The organism is Kutzneria chonburiensis (assembly GCF_028622115.1).
Taxonomy (GTDB): Bacteria; Actinomycetota; Actinomycetes; order Mycobacteriales; family Pseudonocardiaceae; genus Kutzneria; species Kutzneria chonburiensis.
The window spans coordinates 9,726,501-9,746,676 of sequence record NZ_CP097263.1 but is presented as its reverse complement, the minus strand read 5'-3'; the positions used below and the strand labels follow the sequence as shown (position 1 = coordinate 9,746,676).

Annotated in this window: 23 protein-coding genes; 10 read left to right on the top strand and 13 right to left on the bottom strand. The window is 70.4% G+C overall.

Annotated elements, in window-relative coordinates; all coding sequences use genetic code 11:
• Window positions 1–20: 20 nt before the first annotated feature.
• Window positions 21–956, bottom strand: coding sequence for a carbohydrate kinase family protein (locus M3Q35_RS45340; protein WP_273944715.1), 936 nt, complete (start codon window positions 954–956; stop codon window positions 21–23).
• 161 nt (window positions 957–1,117) lie between these two features.
• Here M3Q35_RS45340 and M3Q35_RS45335 point away from each other — a divergent pair, with 161 nt between their 5' ends.
• The gene (locus M3Q35_RS45335; RefSeq protein ID WP_379793717.1) at window positions 1,118–1,285 is read left to right on the top strand and encodes a hypothetical protein; all 168 of its coding nucleotides are present in this window, start codon (window positions 1,118–1,120) and stop codon (window positions 1,283–1,285) included.
• 57 nt (window positions 1,286–1,342) lie between these two features.
• On the opposite strand, the gene M3Q35_RS45330 is transcribed toward M3Q35_RS45335, so the two are convergent.
• Together M3Q35_RS45330 and M3Q35_RS45325 are read right to left on the bottom strand one after the other, a co-directional pair.
• Complete coding sequence (locus M3Q35_RS45330; protein ID WP_273938791.1) at window positions 1,343–1,720, bottom strand: HesB/IscA family protein; 378 nt, start codon at window positions 1,718–1,720, stop codon at window positions 1,343–1,345.
• Between the two features lie 91 nt (window positions 1,721–1,811).
• On the bottom strand, window positions 1,812–2,909 hold the full coding sequence (locus M3Q35_RS45325) for a glycerate kinase family protein (protein ID WP_273938790.1): 1,098 nt from the start codon (window positions 2,907–2,909) through the stop codon (window positions 1,812–1,814).
• Between the two features lie 42 nt (window positions 2,910–2,951).
• Here M3Q35_RS45325 and M3Q35_RS45320 point away from each other — a divergent pair, with 42 nt between their 5' ends.
• Both M3Q35_RS45320 and M3Q35_RS45315 read left to right on the top strand, forming a co-directional pair.
• The gene (locus tag M3Q35_RS45320; RefSeq protein ID WP_273938789.1) at window positions 2,952–3,623 is read left to right on the top strand and encodes a DUF3043 domain-containing protein; all 672 of its coding nucleotides are present in this window, start codon (window positions 2,952–2,954) and stop codon (window positions 3,621–3,623) included.
• Window positions 3,624–3,675: 52 nt separating this feature from the next.
• A complete protein-coding gene (locus M3Q35_RS45315; protein WP_273938788.1) occupies window positions 3,676–4,662 on the top strand; it encodes an aldo/keto reductase family protein in 987 nt (328 codons plus the stop codon).
• Window positions 4,663–4,692: 30 nt separating this feature from the next.
• Here M3Q35_RS45315 and M3Q35_RS45310 read toward each other — a convergent pair whose 3' ends face one another.
• Window positions 4,693–4,887, bottom strand: a complete 195-nt coding sequence (locus M3Q35_RS45310; protein ID WP_273938787.1) for a hypothetical protein — start codon at window positions 4,885–4,887, stop codon at window positions 4,693–4,695.
• A 23-nt stretch (window positions 4,888–4,910) separates the two neighbouring features.
• Between M3Q35_RS45310 and M3Q35_RS45305 the strand changes: the two genes are divergently transcribed.
• The 4 genes from M3Q35_RS45305 to M3Q35_RS45290 all read left to right on the top strand — a co-directional run bounded on the left by M3Q35_RS45305 (window position 4,911) and on the right by M3Q35_RS45290 (window position 8,823).
• A complete protein-coding gene (locus tag M3Q35_RS45305; RefSeq protein WP_273938786.1) occupies window positions 4,911–5,423 on the top strand; it encodes a bifunctional adenosylcobinamide kinase/adenosylcobinamide-phosphate guanylyltransferase in 513 nt (170 codons plus the stop codon).
• A 12-nt stretch (window positions 5,424–5,435) separates the two neighbouring features.
• A complete protein-coding gene (cobT, locus tag M3Q35_RS45300) occupies window positions 5,436–6,506 on the top strand; it encodes a nicotinate-nucleotide--dimethylbenzimidazole phosphoribosyltransferase (RefSeq protein WP_273938785.1) in 1,071 nt (356 codons plus the stop codon).
• Between the two features lie 181 nt (window positions 6,507–6,687).
• Window positions 6,688–7,239 (top strand): adenosylcobinamide-GDP ribazoletransferase, encoded by a 552-nt coding sequence (locus M3Q35_RS45295; RefSeq protein WP_337960535.1) that lies wholly within the window; start codon window positions 6,688–6,690, stop codon window positions 7,237–7,239.
• Window positions 7,240–7,311: 72 nt separating this feature from the next.
• Entirely contained in the window at window positions 7,312–8,823 is a 1,512-nt protein-coding gene (locus tag M3Q35_RS45290; RefSeq protein ID WP_273938784.1) for an LCP family protein, read from the top strand.
• On the opposite strand, the gene M3Q35_RS45285 is transcribed toward M3Q35_RS45290, so the two are convergent.
• The 7 genes from M3Q35_RS45285 to M3Q35_RS45255 all read right to left on the bottom strand — a co-directional run bounded on the left by M3Q35_RS45285 (window position 8,816) and on the right by M3Q35_RS45255 (window position 15,505).
• Window positions 8,816–9,970, bottom strand: a complete 1,155-nt coding sequence (locus M3Q35_RS45285) for a cytochrome P450 family protein (RefSeq protein WP_273938783.1) — start codon at window positions 9,968–9,970, stop codon at window positions 8,816–8,818. The genes M3Q35_RS45290 and M3Q35_RS45285 overlap by 8 nt on opposite strands.
• Window positions 9,967–11,154 carry an MAB_1171c family putative transporter gene (locus M3Q35_RS45280; protein WP_273938782.1) on the bottom strand — a complete coding sequence of 396 codons (1,188 nt, stop codon included), beginning with the start codon at window positions 11,152–11,154 and terminating at the stop codon, window positions 9,967–9,969. Before M3Q35_RS45280 ends, M3Q35_RS45285 begins: the two co-directional genes overlap by 4 nt.
• Complete coding sequence (locus M3Q35_RS45275; protein WP_273938781.1) at window positions 11,151–11,711, bottom strand: hypothetical protein; 561 nt, start codon at window positions 11,709–11,711, stop codon at window positions 11,151–11,153. Before M3Q35_RS45275 ends, M3Q35_RS45280 begins: the two co-directional genes overlap by 4 nt.
• Window positions 11,708–12,193 carry a helix-turn-helix domain-containing protein gene (locus tag M3Q35_RS45270; RefSeq protein WP_273938780.1) on the bottom strand — a complete coding sequence of 162 codons (486 nt, stop codon included), beginning with the start codon at window positions 12,191–12,193 and terminating at the stop codon, window positions 11,708–11,710. The genes M3Q35_RS45275 and M3Q35_RS45270 overlap by 4 nt, the downstream gene beginning before the upstream one ends.
• A 260-nt stretch (window positions 12,194–12,453) precedes the next feature.
• Entirely contained in the window at window positions 12,454–13,554 is a 1,101-nt protein-coding gene (locus tag M3Q35_RS45265) for a branched-chain amino acid aminotransferase (protein WP_273938779.1), read from the bottom strand.
• Window positions 13,555–13,664: 110 nt separating this feature from the next.
• Complete coding sequence (locus M3Q35_RS45260) at window positions 13,665–14,297, bottom strand: ribonuclease FAU-1 family protein (protein ID WP_273938778.1); 633 nt, start codon at window positions 14,295–14,297, stop codon at window positions 13,665–13,667.
• Window positions 14,294–15,505 carry an APC family permease gene (locus tag M3Q35_RS45255; RefSeq protein ID WP_273938777.1) on the bottom strand — a complete coding sequence of 404 codons (1,212 nt, stop codon included), beginning with the start codon at window positions 15,503–15,505 and terminating at the stop codon, window positions 14,294–14,296. Before M3Q35_RS45255 ends, M3Q35_RS45260 begins: the two co-directional genes overlap by 4 nt.
• A gap of 143 nt (window positions 15,506–15,648) precedes the next feature.
• On the opposite strand from M3Q35_RS45255, the gene M3Q35_RS45250 reads away from it, so the two are divergent.
• Window positions 15,649–17,133: a leucyl aminopeptidase gene (locus M3Q35_RS45250; RefSeq protein ID WP_273938776.1), complete on the top strand. Its 1,485-nt coding sequence runs from the start codon at window positions 15,649–15,651 to the stop codon at window positions 17,131–17,133.
• 43 nt (window positions 17,134–17,176) lie between these two features.
• Here M3Q35_RS45250 and M3Q35_RS45245 read toward each other — a convergent pair whose 3' ends face one another.
• Window positions 17,177–17,731 (bottom strand): GNAT family N-acetyltransferase, encoded by a 555-nt coding sequence (locus tag M3Q35_RS45245; protein ID WP_273938775.1) that lies wholly within the window; start codon window positions 17,729–17,731, stop codon window positions 17,177–17,179.
• Between the two features lie 70 nt (window positions 17,732–17,801).
• Between M3Q35_RS45245 and M3Q35_RS45240 the strand changes: the two genes are divergently transcribed.
• Complete coding sequence (locus M3Q35_RS45240; RefSeq protein ID WP_273938774.1) at window positions 17,802–18,236, top strand: OsmC family protein; 435 nt, start codon at window positions 17,802–17,804, stop codon at window positions 18,234–18,236.
• Here M3Q35_RS45240 and M3Q35_RS45235 read toward each other — a convergent pair.
• Window positions 18,221–18,559 (bottom strand): oxidoreductase, encoded by a 339-nt coding sequence (locus M3Q35_RS45235; protein WP_273938773.1) that lies wholly within the window; start codon window positions 18,557–18,559, stop codon window positions 18,221–18,223. The two genes, M3Q35_RS45240 and M3Q35_RS45235, sit on opposite strands and share 16 nt — an antisense overlap.
• A gap of 199 nt (window positions 18,560–18,758) precedes the next feature.
• Between M3Q35_RS45235 and lpdA the strand changes: the two genes are divergently transcribed.
• On the top strand, window positions 18,759–20,129 hold the full coding sequence (gene lpdA, locus M3Q35_RS45230; RefSeq protein WP_273938771.1) for a dihydrolipoyl dehydrogenase: 1,371 nt from the start codon (window positions 18,759–18,761) through the stop codon (window positions 20,127–20,129).
• Window positions 20,130–20,176 lie beyond the last annotated feature (47 nt).

The following is a 20,176-nucleotide window of genomic DNA, read 5'->3' as shown; positions in this document are numbered from 1 at the left end:
CGTTGGGGCCGGGGCCGGGGTCAGGCGGGGAGGATGGCGGCGATCTCGGCGGCGGCCTCGGGGCCGAAGGCGTCGGAGAAGCGGCCGAGGGCGGTGGTGCGGTCGAAGGACCACTCCTGCGGGCCGTTGACCTCCAGCACGTGCACGGCGACCAGGGCGCCGAGCTGGGCGGCGCGCTCGAGGCCGAGGCCGCTGCACACGGCCGAGAGGAAGCCGGCGCGGAAGCCGTCGCCGACGCCGGTGGGGTCGACCTTGGCCAGCTCGGGCACGGCCGGCACCTGGAGCGAGCCGACCTCGCGGCCGACGATCTCCACGCCCTTCTCGCCCAGCGTGGTGACGCGCATCTCCACCTGCTCCAGCACGTCCGCCTCGGACCAGCCGGTCTTCTGCAGGACGAGGCCCCACTCGTAGTCGTTGCTGAACAGGTACTTGGCGCCGGCCACGAACCGGCGCACCTGGTCGCCGTCCATGCGGGCCAGCTGCTGCGACGGGTCGACGGCGAAGGCCAGGCCGCGCTGCCGGCACTCGTCGGCGTGCTGGATCATCGCGTCCGGGTCGGTCGGGCTGAGCAGCACCAGGTCGACGCCGCCGACCCGGTCGGCCAGCGCGCCGATCTCGACCATGCCGGTCTCGGCCATCGCGCCGGTGTAGAACGAGGCGATCTGGTTCATGTCGTCGTCGGTGGTGCACATGAACCGGGCGGTGTGCTTGAGCTCGGACACGTAGACCGAGCGGCAGTCCACGCCATGGCGCTCCAGCCACGCGCGGTAGTCGTCGAAGTCCTTGCCGACGGCGCCGCCCAGGATCGGCTGCTGACCGAGCACGCCCATGCCGAAGGCGATGTTGGCGCCGACCCCGCCCCGGCGGACCACCAGGTCGTCCACGAGGAAGCTCAGCGAAACGCGGTCAAGCCGCTCGGCGACCAACTGCTCGGTGAATCGGCCGGGAAAGTGCATCAGATGGTCGGCGGCGATACTGCCGATGACAGCGACGGGCACTGTGTTTCTCCCCGATCTTCACTGGTGGGCCACCCGGTCGGGTGGACATGCTCCGAGTTCGAAAGACTACCGATTGGTAACGGATACCGGTCATGCGTCCCTCGAACTACGGTCGTGAAGTGACCGCTCCTGAGCCCGTTTCGCTGGACCAGCTGATCGACGACTGCGCCGACATCCCGGGCGCGCTGCGGCAGCTGACCCGTCCGCTGCCCACTCCCCGCCAGGCCGCGCCGTGGCGGGTCGACGAGGCGTGCGCCGCGCAGGTCAGCGGCCTGGACGACTACTGACAGCGAGAAGGGCCGCCCCGCATGCCGGGGCGGCCCTTCTCGCTGTTCGGGCTTCGCTCAGTGGAACGAGTCGCCGCAGGCGCACGAGCCGCCCGCGTTCGGGTTGTCGATGGTGAAACCCTGCTTCTCGATGGTGTCCACGAAGTCGATCGTGGCGCCCTGGAGGTACGGCGCGCTCATCCGGTCCACCGCGACCTTGAGGCCGCCGAAGTCACGGAGCAGGTCGCCGTCGAGGCTGCGCTCGTCGAAGAACAGCTGGTAGCGCAGACCCGCACAGCCACCGGGCTGGACGGCGATGCGCAGGTGCATGTCATCGCGCCCCTCCTGGTCGAGCAGCGCCTTGGCCTTGCTGGCGGCCGTGGCGGTGAGCTCGACGCCGTGTGTCGTCTGCTCCTCGGCCTGCGCGCCCTGCGAGGCGGTGTCCTGGACGGTCATGGCTCTCCCTCGACGTCCTGCGTATGTCGGTCCTGGAACGTCCAACGCAAGACGGGTCGGCGTTCATTCCTGCCCACCATGGTAGGACAGGTCAGCGCCCATTTGCCCGAGACCACTGGCCGGCGACGTCCGCCGCGAGCGCGGCCAGCGTGCCGGCCGGGTCGGCCATCGCGGCGGCCACCGAGCCGGCGTGCTCGGCCACCGCGTACGACTGCTCGACGCCGACTGCGCCGGCCTCCCGTCGACCGACGCTGACCTGCCCGGCCAGCACCAGGCACGCAATGCCTCGCTCGGCCGCGCCGGCGGCCACCGCGGTGATCAGCTTGCCGCGCAGCGACTGCCAGTCGAAGCTGCCTTCGCCGGTGATCGCCAGGTCGGCCTGGTCCAACGCCTCGTCCAGCCGCGTCAATGTCCTGACCAGGGCCGATCCCGACTCGAACGCGGCGCCGACGGCCAACAGACCGGCCCCGAGACCGCCGGCCGCACCGGCTCCCGGCCGGTCCCGGACGTCCGGTCCGAGCACCTCGGCCCACCGTGTCAGGCCCGCCTCCAGCCGCTCGACGGCGTCGGCGTCGGCCCCCTTCTGCGGGCCGAACGTGCGGGCCGCGCCGTGCCGGCCGAGCAGCGGATTCTCGACGTCGGACGCCGCGACGAGGGCGATGCCGACGTCCGGCAGCACGACCTTGTCGGCCCGTGTGAGATCCGTCCCGCCGGGCCCGATCGGCGCCCCTGTGTCATCGGTCACGTGCCCGCCGAGGGCCCGGATCATGCCCGCGCCGCCGTCGGTCGTGCCGGAGCCCCCGAGCCCGACGACGGCTTTGGCCATCCCGGCCCTGCGGGCGTCGGCGATGAGCTCGCCGACGCCGTACGTGGTGGAGCGCTCGGGATCGCGGCGATCGGTCAGGTGCAGACCGCACGCCTGCGCCGACTCGATGTACGCGGTGCCGTCGTGCGCGAGCCATCGCGCCGTCACGGTCTGACCGAGCGGTCCCGTCACGCGGACTTCGTGGATATCGCCGCCGAGGGCGCCGTGCAGCACCTCGACAAAGCCCGGGCCGCCGTCGGCCAGCGGACGCAGCAGCAGTTCGTCGGCCGGCGCGGTGCGGCGCCAGCCGGTCGCGACGGCCTCGGCCGCCTCGAGAGCGGTGAGCGTGCCGCCGAAGCAGTCTGGTGCGACGAGTACGCGCATGGCGCTGAAACTACCTCTGGCGTCCTGGCTTACCCTGGTGACGTGAGGTTCTTGCGCCGCAACTCAGCCGACGACGACACCGCAACCGAGAACGGGGCGGTGGACATCGATCCGGGCTCGGAGCTGGGCAAGGGCCAGACCGCGCGCAAGGGCCGCGCGACGCCGAAGCGGGTCGAGGCCGAGGGCCGCCGCCGTGGTCCGGTGCCCCCGCCGCCCCGCACCCAGCGCGAGGCGTACAAGCGGTCCCGCGAGGTGCGGGCCAACCAGCCCAAGCTGACGCGCGAGGAGCGCAACGCCGAGCAGCGCGAGCGCCGCGAGAAGATGATGTCCGGCGACGAGCGCTACCTCATGCCCAAGGACCGCGGCCCGGTCAAGGCGTTCGTGCGGGACGTGATCGACTCCCGGCGCAACCTGATGGGCCTGTTCATGCCGCTGGCCATCCTGGTGCTGGCCTCGTACTTCCTGCAGATCGCGGTGCCGACGCTGCCGGTGCAGGAGTACGTCATGCTGGCCTGTCTGGTGTTCCTGCTGGCCATGGTGGTCGAGGCGATCATGCTGGGCCGGCTGGCCACCCGCATGGCGCGGACCAAGTTCCCCAAGGAGAACGTCCGCACCGCCGGCATCATCTGGTACACGTTCACCCGGGCCAGCCAGGTCCGCAAGCTGCGGGTGCCGCGGCCGCGGGTCCGTCCGGGCGAGACCGTCGAGGCCTGAAGCCGCTCCAGGTCATTAGCTGTTCTAACTAACCGGGGTTAGGCTGCGGACCATGGAGTTTCGTCGCCTCGGCCGCAGCGGCCTGTCGGTCAGTGAGATCTCGTACGGCAACTGGATCACCCACGGCTCCCAGATCGAGCAGGATCAGGCCGTCGAGTGCGTGCACGCCGCCCTCGACGCCGGCATCACCACCTTCGACACCGCCGACGTGTACGCCAACACCAAGGCCGAGTCGGTGCTGGGCGACGCCCTCAAGGGGCAGCGCCGCGAGAGCCTGGAGATCCTGACCAAGGTCTTCTGGCCGACCGGCCCCGGCGGCCCCAACGACCACGGCCTCGGCCGCAAGCACATCCTCGAGTCGATCAACGGCTCGCTGCGCCGGCTCGGCACCGACTACGTCGACGTCTACCAGGCGCACCGGTTCGACCGGACGGTGCCGCTCGAGGAGACCTTCCTGGCCTTCGCCGACATCGTGCGCCAGGGCAAGGCCCTCTACATCGGCGTCTCGGAGTGGACCGCCGACCAGCTCACCCGCGGCGCGGCCATCGCCCGCGAGCTGAAGGTGCCGTTCATCTCCAACCAGCCGCAGTACAACATGCTGCACCGGGTCATCGAGCCGCAGATCGTGCCGACCAGCGAGCGGGAGGGCATCTCCCAGATCGTGTTCTCGCCGATCGCGCAGGGTGTGCTCACCGGCAAGTACCGGCCGGGCCAGCCGGTGCCGGAGGGCTCGCGGGCCACCGACGAGCGGGGCAAGGGCTTCATCTCCCGGTTCCTGCTCGACGAGCTGCTGGAGAAGGTGCAGGCGCTCAAGCCGATCGCCGAGTCGGTCGACCTCTCCCTGGCTCAGCTGGCCGTGGCCTGGGTGCTGCAGAACCCCAACGTGGCCTCGGCCATCATCGGCGCCAGCCGTCCCGAGCAGGTCCGCGAGAACGTCAAGGCCGTCGGCGTGAAGCTGGACGCGTCGGTCATGGAGCAGATCGACAAGGTCCTCGAGGGCCACGTCCGCACCAACCCCATGCTGACGCAGACTCCGTGAGCCGCCGCCCCACGTGAGTGGCTAAGAGTCTCAGGGCTTCAGGCTCATCGGGCCGTAGACGACCTCGTCGCCGTCGAGCAGCGTGACCTGGGTGATGTCGATCTCGGCGAGATCGGTCCAGGTGGCGCTGAGCCAGTCCTCGGCGGCGGCCTGGTCGTCAAAGGCCAGGTCCGGGCCGGTGACGTCGATGCCGTCGTCGTCCTGGTAGTGCCATCGCAGCGCCATGGGCAGAAGGTAACGTCCCGGCCGTGACGTCACGGACTCTGGTGCTCGGCGGCGCCCGCTCGGGCAAGTCGGCCCACGCCGAAGGTCTGGTGACCGGGGCGGTCACCTACGTGGCGACCGGCCGGCGCGATCCGTCCGACACCGACTGGCAGGCCCGCATCGCCGCGCACGTGGCCCGGCGGCCGCCGGAGTGGTCCACGCTGGAGACTTCCGACCTGCCGGCGGCGCTTGCGGTCCCGGGCACGGTGTTGGTCGACGACCTCGCCACGTGGCTGACCGGTGTGCTGGACGACACCGGTGCGTGGGAGGGTCCCGTCGATCTGGCCCGGTCCCGCTGTGACGCTGTGATCGACGCGGTGTCACGACGCGTGGACCCGCTGGTACTGGTGTCGGCCGAGGTCGGGTTGGGCGTCGTGCCCGCGACCCGCTCTGGCAGGCTGTTCCGCGACGAACTGGGCTCCCTGAACGCCGGGCTGGCCCAGGTGTGCGACGAGGTGCTGCTGCTCGTCGCCGGGCTGCCTATCCGGCTGAAGTGAAAGGACCTTCTGGTGACGAGCATCGAGTTCCCCGCCGTCCAACCGCCGGACGTGGAGGCACGGCGCGAGGCGGCCGCCCGGCACGAGCGGCTGACCAAGCCGGCCGGCTCGCTGGGCCGGCTGGAGGAGCTCGGTGTGTGGATCGCCTCGTGCCAGGGCAAGTGCCCGCCGCGGCCGTTCACCCGGTCCCGGGTCGTGGTGTTCGCCGGCGACCACGGCGTCGCGCGTCACGGCGTGTCGGCCTTCCCGCCCGAGGTGACCGGGCAGATGGTGGCCAACTTCATGACCGGCGGCGCGGCGATCAACGTGCTGTCCGCGGTGGCCGGGGCGACCGTGCGCGTGGTGGACATGGCGGTCGACGCCGACACGCCCGAGCAGGTCAGCCGGTACAAGGTCCGGCGGTCGTCCGGGTCCATCGACCGTGAGGACGCCCTCACCGAGGACGAGGCGCGCCGGGCCGTCGAGGCCGGTCGGGCCATCGCCGACGAGGAGGTCGACGGCGGCGCGGATCTGCTGATCGCCGGCGACATGGGCATCGGCAACACCACGCCGTCGGCGGTGATCGTGGCCGCGCTGACCGGCGAGGAGCCGGTGGCCGTGGTCGGCCGGGGCACCGGTATCGACGACGCCGCGTGGATGCGCAAGACCGCCGCGATCCGGGACGCGCTGCGCCGGGCCCGCAAGGTCACCGGCGATCCGCTGGCCCTGCTCCGTACGGTCGGCGGTGCGGACCTGGCCGCCATGGCCGGTTTCCTCGCGCAGGCCGCCGTTCGCCGCACGCCGGTGGTGCTCGACGGTCTGGTGGTCGGGGCCGCCGCCATGGTCGCCGAGGACCTCGCACCCGGGGCGCGGCACTGGTGGGTCGCCGGCCACCGCTCGGTCGAGCCAGCCCACGGGTTTGTGTTGGGGCACTTGGGTTTGACGCCGATCATCGACCTCAACATGCGGCTGGGCGAGGGATCCGGGGCGGCCGCCGCGCTGCCGTTGATCACCATGGCCGCGCGGATCCTCACCGACATGGCGACCTTCGGCGACGCCGGTGTTTCCGGCCGGTCCGAGGACACCGCGAGCACGCCGTCGTAACTGTGTCCGGGCTTCGGCTCGCCGTGTCGTGGCTGACGGTCCTGCCCGTTCCCGGGCCGTCCGCCGTCGACCGGCGAGTCGCCGCCCGTGCTATCTCGCTGACTCCTCTCGTCGGCGTGCTGTTGGGCGCGTTGGCCGCCGCTTTGTCTTGGGGCGCAGTGGTTCTGGGCGCTCCCCGCTGGTGGCCGGTTTGTTGACCGTCGGGTTGTTGGCCTTGCTGACCCGGGGCATGCACCTCGACGGTCTGGCCGATACCGCCGACGGTCTGGGCTGCTACGGGCCGCCTGAGCGAGCCCTGGAGGTCATGAAGTCCGGCGGGGCCGGGCCGTTCGCCGTGGTTGTTCTTGTTGTCGGACTTGGACTTCAGGCCGTGTGCTTCGGCGTCGAGTCGTGGGTTGCCGTGGTGGTGGCCGTGTTCTGCGGACGGGTCGCCTTCACGTGGTGCTGCCTGCGTTCCGTACCGGCGGCTCGGCCCGAGGGCCTCGGCGCTTTGGTTGCCGGCACTCAGGTTCTTGCCGTCCCTCTCTTGTGGACGGTCGTCGCGCTGGCCGGCTCCGTTTTCGCCGTCCCCGCCCGGCCTTGGCTCGGTCCCGCCGGTGTGTTGCTGGCCGTGGGCCTGGTGCTGCTGCTGATCCGTCACACCCGCCGTCGCTTCGGCGGCATCACCGGCGACGTCCTCGGCGCCGCGTGCGAACTCGCCACCACCGTCGTGCTGGTGGTGTGCGCCTTCTAACAGTTGCAACCGCACGCCGCCGTTCGGCGTCAAGGGACAGGTGTTGTCCCCGAACTGGCGTGGAGTGCGTGAATGGCTCGCAAGCAGCGATGGCCCCTGATCGTCGGGCGCACCGCGTTGGGCATGGTGTCCTTGCTGGTCCTGGGGCTGACCGGCTACGTGTGGACCTTCTACCACGACTTCAGCACCGGCCTGAGCACCTCGTCCGTACTCAGCGGCGACGAGCCGAAGTCCAAGGACGGCGCGACCAACATCCTGATCATGGGTCTGGACAGCAGGCTCGACCAGAACGGCAATGCGCTGCCGCAGGACGTCTACGACCAGCTGCATGCCGGCGACGACAGCAAGGGCGGCTACAACACCAACGTGATGATGGTGTTGCACGTGCCCAACGACGGCAGCAAGGCCACGTTGATCTCCGTTCCCCGTGACGACTACGCCGCGCTGGTCGGCGCGCCCGACGGCATCGCCAAGGAGAAGATCAAGGAGGGTTACGGGCTGGCCAAGGACGCCAAGCAGCAGGAGTTGGTCAAGCAGGGCGTGACCGACCGGTCGCGGTTGGAGCACGAGGGCCGTGAGGCCGGTCGCAAGCAGACCGTCGACGACGTGCGAGCTTTCCTCGGCGGGATTCCCATCGACCACTTCGTCGAGGTCACCCTGATCGGCTTCTACGACCTGGCCAAGGCCCTCGGCACCGTCACCGTGTGCTTGCAGGGGCCGACCCAGGATTCCTTCTCCGGGGCCAATTTCGTCAAGGGCGAGCAGCAGCTCAACGCCGCCCAGGCGCTCGCTTTCGTCCGGCAGCGCCGTGACTACGTGCACCCCGAGTTGAACTTCACCGACCTCGACCGCGAACGCCGTCAGCAGGCCTTCTTGGCCTCCGCCTCCCACCAGCTCAAGAGCGCCGGCACACTCGCCGACCCCACCACCTTGTCCGCCCTCGTCGACGCCGCGAAACAGGACCTGGTCTTCGACAGCGGCTTCGACCTCATGGGCTTCATCCAGCAGTCCGCCGGTCTCGTCGGCGGCGGTGTCACCTATGTCACGTTGCCGATCAAGTCCTTCGGCAAGGTCGGCGAGGACGACGTCAACTTCGTCGACCTCAACCAGATCCGGACCATGGTGCACGACCTCATCGGCGACAAGTCCACTCCCCTGCCGCCCGTCACCCTGCCCGCCGCCAAGGTCGACGTGGTCAATTCCGGGACGCAGTCCGGTCTCGCCGCCCAGCTGTTGACCGTCCTCGCCGCCAAGGGCGCGACCAAGGGCAGCCCCATCACCGGTCCGTCCCTCCTCTCGCGCAGCACCGTCTATTACGGTCCCGGCGGCGCCGACGCCGCCAACGCCGTCGCCGACCTCCTCGGCATCGACGACGTCGAGACCGGCTCCACCGTCCCCGCCGGGGCTGTGCGGGTGGTCGTCGGCACCGACTTCTCCATGCCCGCCTTGACCACCCCGACGTCGACCACCGGAACCTCGACCAGCGCTGCGCCGCCGACCTCGTCGTCCAGCACTTCGACGTCGAGCAGCACTGCCGGGCCGATGGATGCCTTGCAGGGCGGGAGTGTTCCCTGCGTCAAGTGAGGACCACGGGCAGTGCCTTGAGGGCGTGGGAGCGGAAAGAGGCGCGCCACGGGAGGTCGGCGGCGGGGACGGCCAGGCGGAGGTCGGGGAAGCGTGTGAAGAGGGCGTCCAGGGCGATGCGGATCTCGAGGCGGGCCAAGGGGGCGCCGAGGCAGTAGTGGACGCCGTGGCCGAAGGTGAAGTGCTGGCGGTCACGGGTGGGATCGAAGACGTCGGGGGCGGGGAAACGCGAGGGGTCGCGGTTGGCGGAGGCCATGCCGAGCAGGACGGTGTCGCCGGCGGGAATGGTGACGTCGCCGATACGGATGTCCTCGAGGGCAAAGCGGCGGATGGCGAAGTGGGCGGGGACGGCGAGGCGCAGCAGCTCCTCGACGACGTCGGACGGGTCGGCGACGGCCGAAGGGTGCTCGAGCAGCGTGAGAACACCGGCGGCGATGACGTGCCCGACGTTCTCCACACCGGCCAGCAGAAGCAGGAACGCCAGGGAGACAAGCTCGTTCTCGCTCATCCGGTCCTGCTCGTCACGGGCCTGGATGAGCGCGGACAGCAGGTCGTCGCCGGGCTCGGAGCGCCGGGAGTCGACGAGGTCGAGCAGGAACTTCTGCATGGCGACGATGCCGTTGGCGGCGTCGCGGGGATGGGCCGGGGCGAACATGGCGGACGTCCACCCGGCGAAGGCGACACGGTCCTCGGCGGGAACGCCGAGCAGGTCGCCGATGACGGCGAGCGGGAGCGGGGCGGCGTAGTCGGCGACGAGGTCGGCCTCGCCGGAAAGACGGTCGGCGAGGTCTGAAGCTACGGCGCGAATGCCGGCAGCCATCTCCTCCACGCGCCGCGCGGTGAAGGACTTGGACACGATGCGGCGCAGGCGCTGGTGGTCGGCGCCGTCCATGTTCATCATGTTGGCGTCGAGCTCGGGCGGCAGCGAGAAGCCGGCATAGCCGGTACGGGAATTGGCCTTGTCCAAGGAAAGACGGGCGTCGCCGAACAGCTCGGCGACGTCGGAGGCACGGGGAACGACCCACGCGGGAGAGCCGTCGGGGGTGATGAAGTGGTGCACCCTAGCGGCGTCGCGGAGGCGGGAGTGGAAGGCGTAAGGATCGGCGAAGTAGGCGGCGTCGAACGGGGCCGCCGGCTGGTCACTCACGCGATTTCCCTTTCCGCGGAACGGTTCTGCTCCTCCCGAGCCACGACGTCGACTATAGGCGACCGGCGGAAGGCCCGAGCCACGGCCTTCTGGTGCGCCAACTCGCCGGCGAGGTCGGACGGCTCGGCGACGGTGGCGACGACGGCATCCCGCTTGGCGGCCCCGGCGGCGACCGCGGAGACGGCGACGCGGAGTTGGGCGGCCTCGATGACGGCGGCGGCCGCGTCAGGACTCAAACCGGCGGCCTGGCAACGGGAAGAGGCGTCCTCGGAGACGGCGGGACTCATCCACGGTTGTAACGCCCGCTGACCGTCACGGATCTCGATGAGCATCCGGTACAGACGCGTGTCGGCCGGAGTGCCGGGCTCCAGCGGCAGCCGAACCTCCGGCACGACGGCGACGATCCGAGCGTGCAAAGGAGCCAACAGGCGCAACGCGAACAACCGGCCGACCCACGCCCAGAAGTCGGTCAAATGGTGGCCCCACGAAGGAATCGTCCACGCGATGGGCCGCAACACGGCACTGGTCACGGCGGCGATCTGCACGACCGGCTCCCAAGCCACCCCGGAGGATCCGAAGGCAGCGGCGACGATGTCGCCCAGCCGCCCGGCGGCGTAGACGAAGTCGGCCGAACAACCCGCGGCGGTCAGCAACAAGCCGCGGCGCAGCCAGGTATCGGTGACCCGGCGGGCGCACTGGAGGCAGATCCGCAGCGTGCTGCCCTGCGCGACACAGAACGACACGACGTAAACGGTGAGGTAGTACGGGAACTGTCCGGCCTTGGCCAGCGCGAAGTCGTTGGGGTTCTCGCCGCGAGCCATGCTCACGAAGAACAACACGGACATCGCCACCAGCACCAGGGCGAACAGCGACAGCCGCACGCGGAGCTTGCGCCACGCGGTAGGGCTGTCGTGCACCCACAGCAGCACCAACACCTGCTGGAGCGCCGCGAGCACGATGACCAGCCCCTGGGTGATCAGCCCGGAGATGTTGGTGATGCCGATCGCCGCGCTCACGCGAGGCCACACCGTCGGCGAGGAAATGGTGAACAGCACGGTGGTGCCGGCGAACACCAGCCACAGCGCCACGTGTGTCGGAGTCCGGCGGGTCCACAGCGACGGCAGTTTGAGCAGCGTGACGATGCCGACCACGATCGCGCAGGCCGGATACAGGTAGGCGTTCATCTCGTCCCAGGGTGATCGGCGCGCCCCAGTGCGCGCACGAGGCGTTCGACCAGCTCACGGTCCTCCGGCACCACGTCCCACGACCGGTCCGGGCTCCACGGGCTGATCCGCTGTCCCATCATCGAGGCGAGCAGTTCCGCCTCCTGTTCGGCCACGCTGTTGGTGTGCTCACGGCCGAGCACGCGCTTGACCAGCCCCGGGTCCAGCGAGGGCATCATCATGGCGATGGCGTCCTCGGCCAGCACGGTCTCGGTCTCGTGCGCGAACAACAGGTGCGCGACCTCGTGCAGCACGATCTGCCGCTGGTAGAGCGGCACGGCCCGGCGCTCGAAGACGATGAAGTCCTCGTCGCTGGTGGCGATCAGGAAACCCTCGGGCGCGGCCACCGGCAGGTCGAACGGCACCAGCCGGACCGGCCGGCCGCGCTGCCGTCCGACCTGGTCGATCACGTCCTGGATCTCCGCACCGGCCTTGAGGTCCAGCTGCGCCAGCTCGGCCGAGCAGCGCTTGCGCAGCGAGCCGGACACCTGGCGACGACTCCACCGCGCCACCATCACGACGGATCACCGGGTGTGTCGCCCCGCAGCTTGCCCTTGGCCTGCCGCGCGGCGCCGACGATGGCGTCGAGCAGGTTGTTCAGGGTGCTGGCGGCGTCATCGGAGACACCGGTGGAGTTGCGCAGCAGGACGGCCTCCACGCCGGCGTCGCGGGCCTCGCGGAGCTGTCGTGACAGCGCCAGCTCCTGGTTGACCTGGGTGAACACCTCGGGGTCGAGCAGGTAGGCGACCCGGCGGATGCCCAGGCTGTGGGTCAGCTTGACCAGGGTGTCCACCTGCACGTTGGCGCCCTCGGCCGACTCGAGCGCGGCGATGGTGCGCATGGAGACACCCGACCGCTCGGCCAGCTCGGCCCGCGTCAAGGCGCCCTCCGGGTGGTGCTCCCGGATGTAGCGCAGCCGCTCGCCCACGGCCGATCGGGTGACGTTCAGGCGATCGTCCACACCGTCGGCTCCGGACGCGGCACCGTGGTCAGTGGCCATCCGTCACTCCCCAGTCAGTTCGGGATCACCCTACGCGACGTGCAATATAATGCACATAGTGTGCAGAGTATTGCAATCCCCCGGCCGACCTCTCTATCGTCGAAGACGGTGACAATGCGTGCTCGACACGCGGTGGCCGACGGCTGAGGGGACCGCCGGGCGCCTGCGGGGGAGCCCGGTCGGTCACTACTTATGGGGAAGAAATGCCCGTGAGATCCGGGTGGATCTCACGGGCATCTAGAGAGCTTTCCCTTGTGTGATCAGGCGAAGGTGCGCATCCAGCCGTGGGTGTCGGCGGCCGAGCCGTGCTGGATGCCGGTGAGCGTCTCGCGCAGCCGCATCGAGACCTCGCCGGCATTGCCGCCGTTGACCAGGAACTCGCCCTGGGCGTGCTTGGCCCGACCGACCGGCGTGATCACGGCGGCCGTGCCGCAGGCGAACACCTCGGTCAGCTCGCCGGTCCCGACCTTCTTCTCCCACTCCTCGGTGGACACCCGCCGCTCCTCGACCGCGTAGCCGAGATCGGCCGCGACCTGGAGGATGGAGTCACGGGTGATGCCGGGCAGCAGCGAGCCGGACAGCTCCGGCGTGACCACCTTCGCGTCGGCCCCGGAGCCGAACACGAAGAACAGGTTCATGCCGCCCATCTCCTCGACCCAGTGCCGCTCCATGGCGTCCAGCCAGACGACCTGGTCGCAGCCCTGCTCGGCCGCCTGGGCCTGGGCCTGAAGGGAGGCCGCGTAGTTGCCGGCGCACTTGGCCGTGCCGGTGCCGCCGGGGGCGGCCCGCACGAACTCGGTGCACAGCCACACGCTCACCGGCTTGAGGCCGCCACTGAAGTACGAGCCGGCCGGCGAGGCGATCAGCACGTACAGGTACTCCTTGGCCGGGCGCACGCCAAGGCCCTTCTCCACGGAGATCATGAAGGGCCGCAGGTACAGCGACTCCTCGGCCCGCTCGGGCACCCAGCGGCCGTCGACCGCGAGCAGCTCCTGGATGGACCCCAGGAAGAGGTCGTCCGGGAGCTCGGGCATGGCCAGCCGGCGGGCCGACGAGCGGAACCGCTCGGCGTTGGCCTCCGGCCGGAAGGACTTCAGCGAGCCGTCGGGCTGGCGGTAGACCTTCAGCCCTTCGAAGATCGCCTGCCCGTAGTGCAGCACCATCGCCGCCGGATCGAGCTCCAGCGACTGGTAGGGCTGCACGGTCGCGTCGTGCCAGCCCTGCTCCGAGTTCCAGCGAATCGTCACCATGTTGTCGGTGAAGTGCTGTCCGAAGCCCGGCGAAGCCAGTACCTGCGCTACCCGCTCCGGGGTCGCCGGTGCCGGGTGCGGGACATGGCTGAAGTGGGTGCCTGGCGTCATGGACCTTAGGTTAACGCCTACTCACCGGTCAGAAAATCGCAGTCCCAAAGATCGGACGTCCAACTTTCGGGGATCCTTGTGCCGGAGAGTAGTCGCAGGCCAGCGGCCGATCAGTAGTCGCCGGCCGGCAGCGTCGGCCGCGGCCAGGACGGGTCGGGGCGGAAGTCGGTCCAGGTGCCGTCGAACGGGAAGCGGCCGGCCTCGGCCAACGCGATCATCCGCTCCCCTTCGGCCCGCAGCTGGGCCAGCTGCCCGGCCGACAGCCGGCCGACCCGCACGCACTCGTCGGCCTCGTCCTCGTCCTTCCACTCCCAGCTGCGGTCCGGCGCGATCGCCACGTCCAGCGCGCCGTCCACCCGGTCCACAGTGGACGCGGTACGGCCCATCGGGATCTCCAGGTTCACGTACCAGCCCTGGAACTCCCAGTCCCGGCTGAAGAACCACCAGGTGCTCGACCAGCGGTCCTCCTCGACCAGCCGCAGGTTGGCCGAGCTGTGCCAGACGTGCGGGAAGCGCTCCCGGGCCAGCGTGAACCGCTCGGCCATCGGCACGTCACGGGGACTGCGGCCGCCGACCACCCTGGTGCCGACGATCGGCGTGTCCGCGGGCAGCCAGCCGACCAGCGCCCGCCCGTCGTCGGACAGCACGCTCAGCGGATGCACCTGGCCGAGAGTGCCGTCGAGACGGCGGAAGCGCAGCAGCGCGGTCGTTCCCGGGGCCCAGGTCGCCGATACGTTCGTCACACCGTCCGACGGTACAGAGACATGCCGACAGATCCGAGCAGCACGACCGCGATCGTCGCCGCCAGGAGGAAGGGTGGCATGGTCATGCCGTACAGAACGGACAGTCCCAGGCCGAAACAGGCCGTCCGCATCGGCCAGGTCCGGTCCTCCTTGAGCAGGATCCGGGCCGAGGCGTTGGTGAAGGCGTAGTAGGCCAGCATCGCGCAGGCGGCGAAGCCGATCGCCACCGACGGCGTCAGCGCGACGGCCAGGATCGCCGCGACGGCACCGCCGGTCCAGCCGGCGACGCGGTCGTCCCGGAAGGCGTGGGGCAGGTCGTTGGACCCGGCCACCGTCGTCACGGTCCGTCGGGCGCCGGAGAGCACGCCGAGCAGCGCGGCGACCGTCGCGACGGCGGCGCCGGCCGTGACCAACGGCACGATCCACTGGCCGTCGGCCGAGGTCACGGCGTCGATCAGCGGCGCGGGCGACAGGGCCAGGCGGGTCGGCCCGAGCTGCCGGAACGCGGCGTAGCCGACGACGAGGTAGCCGCCGAGCACGAGCACCAGGGACACCGGGATGGCCAGGTGCAGCCGGCGGGCGGTGAAGCTGGGCTCGTCCGGGCCGGGCGCGGTGATCCGCTCGAAGCCGAGGAACGCGAACACCAGGATGCCGGCCGAGGTCAGCAGCCCGAGGGGCTGATCGGCGTCGGGGGCGTTGGTGATCGGGGGCGGCGGCACGGAAAGGCAGGTCGCGACGACCAGTCCCAGTGAGACGGCCACAATGGCCACGACCGCCCAGTTCAGCTTGCGGTTGAGCCGAAATCCGACGACGTCCAGCGCGGTCGCGACGGCGAGGACACCCAGCGCGCCGAACAATGGCCGCTGAGGCGTGACGTAGGCGCCGAACGTACCGGCGATCGCGGCCGCGGCGGCCAGCCGGCCGGCGATGGATGCACTGCCGGCCATCCGACCGGGCCACGCCCCGAGCAACTGCGCGGTGTAGCGGTATCCGGCGCCGTCGCCGGGAAAAGCCCGCGCCTGATCGGCCGTGGAGAAGGCGCTGCACGCCGCGAGCAGCGCCGCGAGCACAACGCCGATCAGTGCGTACGTGCCGGCGATGGCCGACGCGGGGCCGAAAGCCGCGAACACGCCGGCGCCGAGCATCCCGCCGACACCGAGCGCGATGGTGTCGGCCGCCGGAAGCTGCCGGCGCAGCGTGCTCGTCACGCTGCCCACCTTCCCAGATGCGCCGCGTGATCGGCAGCCACCTGTCGAATGACGCTCGCGGTGAGGTAGTTAGCGACGCTCACGATGGGGTGGTTAGCATCGGTTTTCACATCATCACCGCAGCAGGAGTCGAGGAGCCAAAAGTGACCGCGCCGAAGCTAGCACTGACCGACAGCGACCTGGTCGCTCTGGCCGTGGACGTTGTCGTCGTCGGCACCGTCCAGGGCCCCGACGGCCTGGAGCTGGCGCCCGGTGCGGACGCCGTCGCCGCCGCTTTCTCCGGCGGGCTGCCGGAACTGCTCGGCGTGCTCGGCGCCACCGGCAAGGCCGAGGAGGTCGTGAAGGTGCCGACCGGCGGCAAGCTGGCCGCCCCGCTGCTGATCGCCGTCGGCCTCGGCAAGCCCGGCTACGGCACCGAGCAGGTTCGCCGCGCCGCCGGCGCCTCGGCCCGTGCGCTCGGCAAGGCCAAGAAGGCCGCGAGCACGCTGTCCGCTGTGGACCTCGGCGCGGCCGTCGAGGGCACGCTGCTCGGCGGGTACACCTTCACCGAGTACAAGTCGGAGGCCGGCGAGGCCACCCTGGCCCGTATCGAGTTCGCCACGCCGGCCGACGGCACCGTCAAGGAGCACAAGGCGGCGTTGAAGGCGCACACCGCCATCGCCGAGTGCGTCGCCATCACCCGTGACCTCGTCAACACGCCGCCCAACGTGCTGTACCCCGGGTCGTTCGCCGAGCGGGCCGTCGCGCTGGCCGAGGCCAACGGCATCGAGGTCGAGGTGCTCGACGAGAAGGCACTGCGCAAGGGCGGCTACGGCGGCATCCTCGGCGTCGGCGGCGGCTCCACCCGGCAGCCGCGGCTGGTTCGCCTGTCGTACAAGGGTCCCAAGGCGCGCAAGAAGATCGCTCTGGTCGGCAAGGGCATCACCTTCGACACCGGCGGCATCTCGATCAAGCCGGCCGGCGGCATGGAGGAGATGAGCTCCGACATGGGTGGTGCGGCCGCGGTCGTCGCCAGCGTCGTGCTCGCCGCCAAGCTCAAGTACCCGCTCGAGGTCGTCGCCACCGTGCCGATGGCCGAGAACATGCCGTCCGGCGACGCTTACCGGCCCGGTGACGTGCTGACCATGTACGGCGGCAAGACCGTCGAGGTGCTCAACACCGACGCCGAGGGCCGGCTCATCCTGGCCGACGCCATCGTGCGGGCGTGCGAGGACAACCCCGACTACCTCATCGACACCGCCACCTTGACCGGTGCTCAGCTCGTCGCCCTCGGCAAGCGGACCGCCGGCGTCATGGGCACCGACGAGTTCCGCGACCGGGTCACCGGGATCGCCAACGCCGTCGGCGAGGCCAGCTGGGCCATGCCCATGCCCGAGGAGCTGCGGTCCGACCTCGACTCGCGGCTCGCCGACCTGGCCAACATCACCGGCCACCGCTTCGGCGGCATGCTCGCCGCGGCCCTGTTCCTCCGCGACTTCGTGCCGTCCGAGCTGCCGTGGGCGCACATCGACGTCGCCGGGCCGGCATACAACTCCGGCGGGGCTTTCGGCTACACGACCAAGGGCGGCACCGGCGTTCCGGTCCGGACGATCGCCGCCGTGTTGGCGGACATCGCCGCCAACGACTGAGGCTTCTTCGGCTGACGCCCCGCCCGGCTTACCGGGCGGGGCGTCAGGGTTTGAAGGAATGGAGGTCGGCGGCGGAGAGGGTCTGCTCGGCGTCGTAGGCGTGGAAGGTCCGCACGAACCGGAAGCCGAGGCGGTCGGCGAGGCGGCGGGAGCGGGTGTTGGCGGACTGGGTGACGAGGATGACGGGCTGGTCGGGAAGCTCGGCGGCGCCGGCGCGGAGGATGGCGGTGGCGGCCTCGAAGGCGTAGCCGGCGCCCCAAGCGGAGCGGTGCAGCAGGTAGCCGATCTCCAGCTCTTCCCCGGCCTCGCTGAGGTGGCCGGGCCGGTCGGCGGCCCGAGGCATGAGCTGCATGGTGCCGAGGAAAAGATCCGTGTCCCGGTCGGCGATGATGAACAGGCCTGGGACATCACCCAGCTTGATCATGCCGACCTCGGCGATGCGCCGCTCGACGGCGGCACGGTCCTGGTGACCGCCGATGTAAGCCCCGACCTCGGGGTCGGTGCGCAGCTCGATGAGCCGCTCCCGGTCCGCCTCGATCGTCTTGCGCAGCACGATCCGCTCGGCCTCGACGCGCTCGGCCGACAACGACTGACTCAACGTCTCCCCCTCGATTTGATCTACCGGAAAGACGTGTCCACCAACCCCCGGTTGCGTGTATACAAGGCGTATGCGGACACACGGGTACGAGGTGGAAGTCAGCTGGCACGGGGCGACGACGGGCTACCGGGACTACTCGCGGGCGCACGAGGTCGCGGTCGAAGGCAAGCCGGTGCTGCCGGGCTCGGCGGACCCGGCATTCCGCGGCGACCGGGATCGCTACAACCCCGAGGAACTGCTGGTGGCCTCGCTGTCCCAGTGCCACATGCTGTGGTTCCTGCACCTGGCGGCGGAGGCGGGCATCGTGGTCACGGACTACCGCGACCGCGCGACCGGCACGATGGCGGAAGACGGCGGCGGCCGCTTCACCGACGTGACGCTACGGCCGGAGGTGACCGTCCACAGTGGTCACGACCAGCTGGCCGAGCTGCACGAGCGAGCCCATCACCTGTGCTTCATCGCCAACTCGGTCAATTTCCCGGTGACGGTTCAGTCGGTGGTCTGACGCCGCGACCGGGCCCGCTGGCGCGCGGTGTACTCGCGCATGCGCTTGGGGTAACCGACCTTGCTGACCTCGTACACCGGGATGCCGAGTTTGCGGCCGAGCCGGAACGCGCCCTGCTCGCCGTCGATGCGCCGACGGGTCCACTCGCCGTCATGAGCGACCAACACCACAGTGGTTTCCGTCACCGTGGTCCGCGGCTCCACGAACGCCTCCACACCCCGGTGCCCAGCGGTCCAGGACTCCAGGTGGGAGGTGTCGTGCGAGGTCGAACCGCGGGTCACGCCCGGACGCCTGGTCCTGCGAAAACGATCGAACAAGCCCACGGACGCCTCCTCCCGTATCGCACGTCTGCCTCAATCGTGCCAGGACCGGTGGTCGAAGGGTGTGAAACCCGCTCGATCCCTCCCCCGGTCAGGGCAGCCGCGACGGCGAAGTGACAAGATGGCCACAGTTGACGCGCGCGTACACGCGCGAGTGACCCGCAGACCACGAATTGCCACTGTTGCCAGTCGAGGAGATCCCGTGACCGACACCTCCGCCGACCTTGTGATCCTGGGCGGCGGCTCGGGCGGCTACGCCTGCGCCTTCCGCGCGGCCGAGCTCGGCCTGTCCGTCATCCTGGTCGAGAAGGACAAGCTGGGGGGCACCTGCCTGCACCGCGGCTGCATCCCGACCAAGGCCCTGCTGCACGCGGCGGAGGTCGCCGACGCGGCCCGCGAGGGTGACAAGTTCGGCGTGAAGAGCTCGCTCGAGGGCATCGACATGCCGGGCGTGAACTCCTACAAGGACGGCGTGATCAGCGGCCTCTACAAGGGCCTTCAGGGCCTGGTCAAGGCCAACAAGGTCACGCTGGTCGAGGGCGCCGGCACGTTCCAGGGCCCGAACACGGTGGTCGTCGACGGCAACCGCTACACCGGCAAGAACGTGGTGCTGGCCACCGGCTCCTACGCCCGCAGCCTGCCCGGCCTCGAGATCACCGGCCGGGTCATCACCAGCGACCAGGCGCTGAACCTGGACTGGATCCCGGAGAAGGTCGTCGTGCTCGGCGGCGGCGTCATCGGCGTCGAGTTCGCCAGCGTGTGGAGCTCCTTCGGCGCCGACGTGACCATCGTCGAGGCCCTGCCGCGCCTGGTGCCGGCCGAGGACGAGTGGGCCTCCAAGCAGCTGGAACGCGCCTTCCGCAAGCGCGGCATCAAGTTCAAGACGGGCGTGAAGTTCACCGGCGCCACCCAGAACGACTCGGGCGTCTCGGTCAGCCTGGAGAACGGCGACGTGCTGGACGCCGACCTGCTGCTGGTCGCGGTCGGCCGCGGCCCGAACACCGCGGGCCACGGCTACGAGGAGGCCGGCGTCCGCATGGAGCGCGGCTTCGTGATCACCGACGAGCGGCTGCGCACCAACCTGCCCGGCGTCTACGCGGTCGGCGACATCGTGCCCGGCCTTCAGCTGGCCCACCGCGGTTTCCAGCAGGGCATCTTCGTCGCCGAGGACATCGCCGGGCAGAACCCCCGGGTCATCGACGAGGCCGGCATCCCGCGCGTGACGTACTGCAACCCCGAGGTCGCCTCGGTCGGCCTGACCGAGGCCGCGGCCAAGGAGAAGTACGGCTCGGCCACCACCTACGTCTACAGCCTCGCCGGCAACGGCAAGAGCCAGATCCTCAAGACCAGCGGCGGCGTCAAGCTGGTCAAGGCCCCGGACGGCCCGGTCGTCGGCGTCACCCTCGTCGGCGAGCGCGTCGGCGAGCTGATCGGCGAGGCCCAGCTGATCTACAACTGGGAGGCGTTCCCGGAGGACATCGCCCCGTTGATCCACGCCCACCCCACCCAGACAGAAGCCCTCGGCGAGGCGTTCCTCGCCCTGGCCGGCAAGCCGCTGCACGTGCACGGCTGACCCGTCGGCACATAGTCAGCCACGCGAGCAACGAGCACGAGGAGTCA

Coding starts and splice junctions, on each gene's coding strand:
- M3Q35_RS45340 (WP_273944715.1), bottom strand. CDS start 956: ATGCACTTTCCCGGCCGATTCACCGAGCAGTTGGTCGCCGAGCGGCTT.
- M3Q35_RS45330 (WP_273938791.1), bottom strand. CDS start 1,720: ATGACCGTCCAGGACACCGCCTCGCAGGGCGCGCAGGCCGAGGAGCAG.
- M3Q35_RS45325 (WP_273938790.1), bottom strand. CDS start 2,909: ATGCGCGTACTCGTCGCACCAGACTGCTTCGGCGGCACGCTCACCGCT.
- M3Q35_RS45315 (WP_273938788.1), top strand. CDS start 3,676: ATGGAGTTTCGTCGCCTCGGCCGCAGCGGCCTGTCGGTCAGTGAGATC.
- M3Q35_RS45310 (WP_273938787.1), bottom strand. CDS start 4,887: ATGGCGCTGCGATGGCACTACCAGGACGACGACGGCATCGACGTCACC.
- M3Q35_RS45290 (WP_273938784.1), top strand. CDS start 7,312: ATGGCTCGCAAGCAGCGATGGCCCCTGATCGTCGGGCGCACCGCGTTG.
- M3Q35_RS45280 (WP_273938782.1), bottom strand. CDS start 11,154: ATGAACGCCTACCTGTATCCGGCCTGCGCGATCGTGGTCGGCATCGTC.
- M3Q35_RS45270 (WP_273938780.1), bottom strand. CDS start 12,193: ATGGCCACTGACCACGGTGCCGCGTCCGGAGCCGACGGTGTGGACGAT.
- M3Q35_RS45265 (WP_273938779.1), bottom strand. CDS start 13,554: ATGACGCCAGGCACCCACTTCAGCCATGTCCCGCACCCGGCACCGGCG.
- M3Q35_RS45240 (WP_273938774.1), top strand. CDS start 17,802: ATGCGGACACACGGGTACGAGGTGGAAGTCAGCTGGCACGGGGCGACG.